General features: G+C 31.8%; 6 protein-coding genes. 2 read left to right on the top strand and 4 right to left on the bottom strand.

Translation table 11 applies throughout. The features are described 5' to 3' along the window. From CPAL_RS02775 to CPAL_RS02760, 4 genes are all read right to left on the bottom strand, one after another. Positions 1–915 (bottom strand): carbon starvation CstA family protein (locus CPAL_RS02775; RefSeq protein WP_146126574.1); only part of this gene is annotated, 915 nt, incomplete at its 3' end. A gap of 109 nt (positions 916–1,024) precedes the next feature. Continuing rightward, positions 1,025–1,732, bottom strand: coding sequence for a LytR/AlgR family response regulator transcription factor (locus CPAL_RS02770; RefSeq protein WP_106024048.1), 708 nt, complete (start codon positions 1,730–1,732; stop codon positions 1,025–1,027). A gap of 4 nt (positions 1,733–1,736) precedes the next feature. Further along, positions 1,737–3,416: a sensor histidine kinase gene (locus tag CPAL_RS02765; RefSeq protein ID WP_106024047.1), complete on the bottom strand. Its 1,680-nt coding sequence runs from the start codon at positions 3,414–3,416 to the stop codon at positions 1,737–1,739. 15 nt (positions 3,417–3,431) lie between these two features. Next, positions 3,432–3,902 carry a COG2426 family protein gene (locus CPAL_RS02760; protein WP_106024046.1) on the bottom strand — a complete coding sequence of 157 codons (471 nt, stop codon included), beginning with the start codon at positions 3,900–3,902 and terminating at the stop codon, positions 3,432–3,434. A 255-nt stretch (positions 3,903–4,157) separates the two neighbouring features. On the opposite strand from CPAL_RS02760, the gene CPAL_RS02755 reads away from it, so the two are divergent. Beyond that, positions 4,158–5,480 (top strand): amidohydrolase, encoded by a 1,323-nt coding sequence (locus CPAL_RS02755; protein WP_106024045.1) that lies wholly within the window; start codon positions 4,158–4,160, stop codon positions 5,478–5,480. Next, positions 5,481–6,302 carry a DUF3100 domain-containing protein gene (locus tag CPAL_RS02750; protein WP_106024044.1) on the top strand — a complete coding sequence of 274 codons (822 nt, stop codon included), beginning with the start codon at positions 5,481–5,483 and terminating at the stop codon, positions 6,300–6,302. Positions 6,303–6,304: the final 2 nt, after the last annotated feature.

The raw sequence follows: 6,304 nt of genomic DNA, 5'->3' as shown, positions 1-6,304 counted from the left end.
AGCATTACTATTATTTTCTGCCATGAATTTAGCAAGTCCTTCTACTCCACCAAAGAAACTCATTGATGCTGCTGCCCAAACTAAGGCAATTATGCCTTCTGCTATCATTGCTCCATAGAATACTCTTTTTCCTTGGCTTTCCTTTGTTATACATCTAGCCATTAATGGTGATTGAGTTGAATGGAAACCTGAAATAGCTCCACAAGCAATTGTTATAAATAACATTGGATATAATGGTAATCCTTTAGCATGCATATTGTAAAGATGAGTTGGTATTTCTGGTATATCATATCCGCCAAGTATTATAGCTCCTCCAACCCCAAAACACATTATCAATAGACATATACCAAATAGAGGATAAATCTTTCCTATAAGCTTGTCTATTGGTACAAGAGTTGCTATTACATAGTATGCAAATATTATATATAAGAAGGTTTGTGTGCTAACTGAAGGTATTAATCCATTTAATATACCTGCAGGTCCACTTACAAATACAACTCCTGTTAAAACAAGTAATACAACAGAGAACACTCTCATAAATTGTTTAAAACCATTTCCTAGATACATACCAACAACTTCTGGTATACTTGCTCCATCATGTCTTACTGATAACATTCCTGAGAAATAATCATGTACTCCTCCTGCAAAGATACATCCAAATACAATCCATAGGAAAGCTGCTGGCCCCCACATAGCTCCTGCTATAGCTCCAAATATAGGTCCAAGTCCTGCTATATTTAGAAATTGAATTAAAAATATCTTCCACTCTGGCATTGGAACAAAGTCAACACCATCTTCAAGTCTTATTGCTGGAGTCTCTATACTGTCACTAGCTCCGAAAACCTTTTCAACAACCTTACCATAAATGATATATCCAACTACTAAAGCAATAGCACATACTATAAATGATATCATAGCGTATACCTCCTAAACGTTATAATGATTACGCACTAAATTATATCATTATTTTTAAATTAGTATTCAAATATAACATTAAAGAACAAAAAAAGCACATAAAGTGCTTTTATATGCCCATCAATTGCTTAAAATTATTGATATTATTCCTGCTCACTGGTATTTCTTCGTCAATTCCCTTTAATTTAATCATGTAGGTATTATTAAACCATGGTATTATTTCTGTTATTTTGTCTAAATTTACTATATAAGATCTATGTGTTTTAAAAAAGTGCTCCTTAGGAAGTCTTTTATAAAATTCAGATATACTACAATGTTCTACGTATCTATTTGAAGAGGTATAGATTATAGTTTCTCTTTCCTTAGCTTCACAATAACAAATATCGCATACTTCTATTACTTTTAATTTATTATCCTTTTTTAGAGTTATCTTATTATTTAGTTTTATATTATTACTATCTCTTGACTTTTCTAGTCGCTTTAAAGTACTCATAATTCTTTCTTCTGAATAAGGTTTTAAAATATAATCAAAAGCTTCTACTTCAAAAGCATCTACAGCATATTCCTTATGAGCTGTTATGAATACCACATCTATTTTCTTTTCAAAATTATTTATTATGCGTCCTAATGCTATACCATCTAGCTTAGGCATATTTATGTCTAAAAATATAACATCTGGCTTGTTTTTTTCTATATATTCTAAAGCTTTTATAGAATCATCAAATTCTGCTTCTATGACTATAGAACTAAATTCATTTATAAAATGCTTTAATTCCTCTCTTGCAGGATATTCATCATCCACAATTATGCAATTCATAAAATCATCCTTTCTTTGCTTGCACTATAAAACTAACTCTTGTTCCTCTATTGAGCCTTTCTATTTTAAGTCCTCTGCCATAGATGTATTTTAATCTATTATTTACATTGCATATTCCAATCTTATTTTCCTGCATTTTATTTTCATATACCTTATTTATAACTTCTTCTGAAATTCCTATACCATTATCTTCTATAATTATACTAATATTATGATCATTAATTTTTTTTACATTTATTTTTACAGTACCCCTATTACTATCTACTAAAATTCCATGTTTTATGGAATTTTCTACCAAAGGCTGTATTATTAAACTTGGTATTTTAACATCTAAGTCTTCATCTATATTATAAATCACATTTAACTTATCTCCAAATCTAGCCTTTTCAATTTCAACATAAGCTTTAACTTGCTCTAATTCTTTATATATATCTACAAAATTATCCCCAGCTTCTAAATTGTACCTAAGAAATGTAGATAAATTGATTATTAGCTCTCTAGCCTTACCTGGATCTATTCTAACAAAAGATATAATTGTGTTTAAGGCATTAAATAAAAAGTGAGGATTTATCTGCGCTTGTAATGCTTTTATCTCTGCTTTTGTTGCCATTTCTTTAAGTTTTCCAAGTTTACTTATTTCTAGCTGGGTAGAAATAATTTGAGAAAGACCAATAGCTAAATTTTTATTTCTAAAGGATATGGCATCTTCCTTTGAATAATATATCTTTAGTGTGCCTACTATTTCATCTCCATCTTTTAAAGGCGCTATTATAGCTGATTTAAGCTGACAGTGTTTATGAGGACAATTAATTTGCTCAGGCTTAGTAAGTGCTAAAATTTCCCCAGTTTTAATTACTTTCCCAGTAGCTTCCGTTTGGATTTCCTGTCCTTTTATATGGTGGTCCGAACCAATTCCTATATGAGCAAGAACATATTTTTTATCAGTAATAGATACTGCATCTGCATCTATAGAATCCTTTATAATCTCACATATTTTATCAAAAGAATTGCCTTCAAATTCTCTAAAATAAGGTAAAGTTTTATTAGCCACTTCTAGAGCTATTTTAGCTTGTTTTGCGGCTATTTCTTCTTTTTCCTCAAATATACTTTGTATCAATAAAATCAGTATGGCTATTCCAATAGCATTAGTAAATCCCATTGGAATATATATATGTTGAACTATATCTAAGGCTACGTGAAAAGGTTTAGATAATAGCAGTATAAGGATCATCTCCATGCTTTCCATTAAAATTCCACCTACAAATCCATAACTTGACTTGTCTTCATTTTTGTTTTTACATTTTTTATAAAGCACTCCAGACAAAAAACCAGTAGTAATAGTTGTCATAGCGCAAGGGAAAGCTGTGATACCTCCAAAATCTATAATGAATCTATGTATTCCTGCTATAAGACCTGACAGGATTCCAACAAAAGGCCCACAGAGTATACCGCCAGCCATAACTCCAATAATTCTAGTGTTTGCTATAGCTCCATTAATATCCGTACCTATATAAGTTCCTAATATTCCAAAAGCTCCAAATATACAAGATAAAATAATTAAATCTTTCTTTTGAAATTTATCCTTTTGTATTATGTTTTTAAAACTATTTGTATGTGATACTACAAATCCAATCAATATGATATATCCCATATTATTAAAAAGGCTTTTTATCAGCTCTATCACTAATTACACCCCACCTTAAGCTCTAAAAACGCTCGATAAAATGGCTGGAGAAACTACACATAATACTGTAATTATAAATGCTGAAATAATGGCACCAACAGCTGCACAAATCATAGATTTCTTAAAATCCAATTTTAAAAATGCTGCTACTGCGGTTCCTGTCCAAACTCCCGTTGTTGGAAGAGGTATTGCGATAAATGTTATAAGTCCTATTTCCTTATACTTTTCCATTTTAGCTGAGTTTTTATTTATTTTTTTTTCTATCAAATTATTAAACCTACTAAAAATTTTATATTTTTTCATCCAATCAAATATATGATTAAATAATAAAAGTATGAAAGGCACTGGAAGCATACTACCTAAAAAGCTAACTAAGAATATAATCATAGGATCTAAGTTATATACATTTATTCCTAAAGGGATTGCCCCTCTCTGCTCTATAAGCGGAATAGCTGACATTATAAATACTTTTAATAATTTACCCATTTATCTTCTCCTCATCTTATTAGTTAAATTCATATTTATATTACCATTAATGTTTAGAATAGTTAAGACTGAATTTTTATGAATTTACCTGCAATATTATTACTTAAGTATTGAAATCCATGTACTCTTGTGGTATAATTTCCCATAATACTATCAATAAGTTCATGTTATTTTTATACGCTTCATAGAAATTTGAACTTTAATATCTGGTCATATTTCCATGAAGTGAATTTTTTATTTAAAGGGGAGATTTACTTGAAAAAGGATGAAATGAAGCAGCTAGTGTGTAAATCTATCGATGAAAATGCACACAAAATTATAACTTTAGCCAAAGATATAGAAAGCTGCCCTGAACTAGGCTATAAAGAGATTAAAACTTCTGAAAAGGTCTGCAATTTTATGAAGGAATTAAATTTGAATTACAGAAGCGGCTTAGCCTTAACTGGGGTAAAAGGCAGTCTAAAAAAAGAAAGTTACGGACCTAATGTAGCTATATTAGGGGAATTAGATGGTGTCATATGTTTCGACAGTCCAAATGCAAACAAAGAAACAGGAGCATCTCATACATGTGGACATAATTTACAGATTGCTGCAATGCTAGGTGCTGCACTAGGTTTAAAGTTATCAGGCATCGAAAATAATCTATGTGGTAATGTAACCTTTATGGCAGTACCTTCAGAAGAGTATATAGAAATAGAATATAGAAATAAATTAAGAGAAGAAGGAAAGATACACTTTCTAGCAGGAAAACAAGAATTGATATATAGGGGAGAGTTTGATGATATAGACATAGCTATGATGTTCCACTCTTTAAAAAATTGTCCAACACCTACTGTAGCTATTGGCGACAGCAGTAATGGATTCTTAGGTAAAACCGTACAATACACAGGAAAGGCAGCCCATGCTGCAGAAGCTCCTCATGATGGTATAAATGCTTTAAACGCAGCAATGCTTGGAATAATGGGAATAAACGCTTTGAGAGAAACATTTAGAGATGAAGATTCTATAAGAGTACATCCTATAATAACCAAAGGTGGAGATACAGTAAACAGCGTTCCTTCCGATGTAAAAATGGAGACCTATGTAAGAGCTAAAACAGTAGAGGCTATAAAAAACACTAATGATAAAGTGGATAGAGCTTTATTAGCTGGTGGCTATGCTATAGGAGCAAAAACCGTCATAAATACAATTCCAGGTCATCTTCCTTTAAAATGCTCATCAAGATTAAATGACCTATTTAGAAATAACGCAAGAGAACTTCTTCCCGAAGAGCAAATAATAGACGCTGGGCATTTTGCAGCTTCAACAGACATGGGAGATGTATCAAATTTAATACCAGCTATACATCCTTTTATTGGAGGAGTTTCTGGAAATCTTCACACAAAAGACTTTAAAGTAGAAGATTATGATGCAGCCCTAATTCTTCCAGCTAAACTTATGGCAATGACGATAATAGACTTATTATATGACAATGCAAAAGCTGCAAAAGAAATTATAGATTCTTATGAACCTACATTTAAAAGTAAAGATGAATATATAAAATTCTTAGAAGGATGTTTTGAAAGGAAGGCGAATTAAGTGAAAAATTGGAAAAATCATATAATTGTACTTGTTCTAGTTATTATATCAGAACTTATAGGTGTAATAAATTTTAAACTTGGTCCTGGTACCTTGGTGTTTCTTCCCATGCTTTATGCACTCATCATAGGCATATTCTTAGGTCCTAAATTTCTAAAATTGGTCAATGATAAAGATATGAAGGATGCAGGCTCCTTAATTACAATTTCATTAATGCTTCTTATGGCAAGGTATGGAACATTGATAGGGCCTACACTTCCTAAAATAATAAAATCAAGTCCTGCATTGATATTACAAGAATTCGGAAATATTGGAACAGTATTTTTGGGAGTTCCTTTAGCAGTACTTCTCGGACTAAAGCGAGAAGCCATAGGATCAGCTCATTCTATTGCTCGCGAACCTAACGTCGCATTGATAAGCGACATATACGGCTTAGAAGGTGATGAAGGTAAAGGTGTTATGGGAGTATATATTTGTGGCACCGTTTTCGGAACAGTATTCTTTGGATTATTAGCAAGCTTCTGCGCAGCCTATACTCCACTTCATCCTTATTCTCTCGCAATGGCATCCGGAGTAGGAAGTGCAAGTATGATGACTGCTGCTGTTGGTTCCTTAAGTGCTATGTTCCCTGATATGCAAGAAACTCTTGCCGCTTTTGGAGCTGCAAGTAACATGTTATCAGGTTTAGATGGTCTTTATATGTCTCTATTCATTGCTCTTCCATTAACAGAATGGCTCTATAAAAAAATGTATAGATTAAAATATGGTATTCAAGCTCCAGAAATCAAAACAAAGAAAAAAGAAACTTCCAAGGAGGCTTAGCT

The sequence above is a fragment of the Clostridium thermopalmarium DSM 5974 genome, from assembly GCF_002995795.1.
Lineage (GTDB): Bacteria > Bacillota > Clostridia > Clostridiales > Clostridiaceae > Clostridium_H > Clostridium_H thermopalmarium.
The sequence above is the reverse complement of the archived record's forward strand: the minus strand, read 5'-3'. Positions and strand labels throughout refer to the sequence as shown.

Coding starts and splice junctions, on each gene's coding strand:
- CPAL_RS02770 (WP_106024048.1), bottom strand. CDS start 1,732: ATGAATTGCATAATTGTGGATGATGAATATCCTGCAAGAGAGGAATTA.
- CPAL_RS02760 (WP_106024046.1), bottom strand. CDS start 3,902: ATGGGTAAATTATTAAAAGTATTTATAATGTCAGCTATTCCGCTTATA.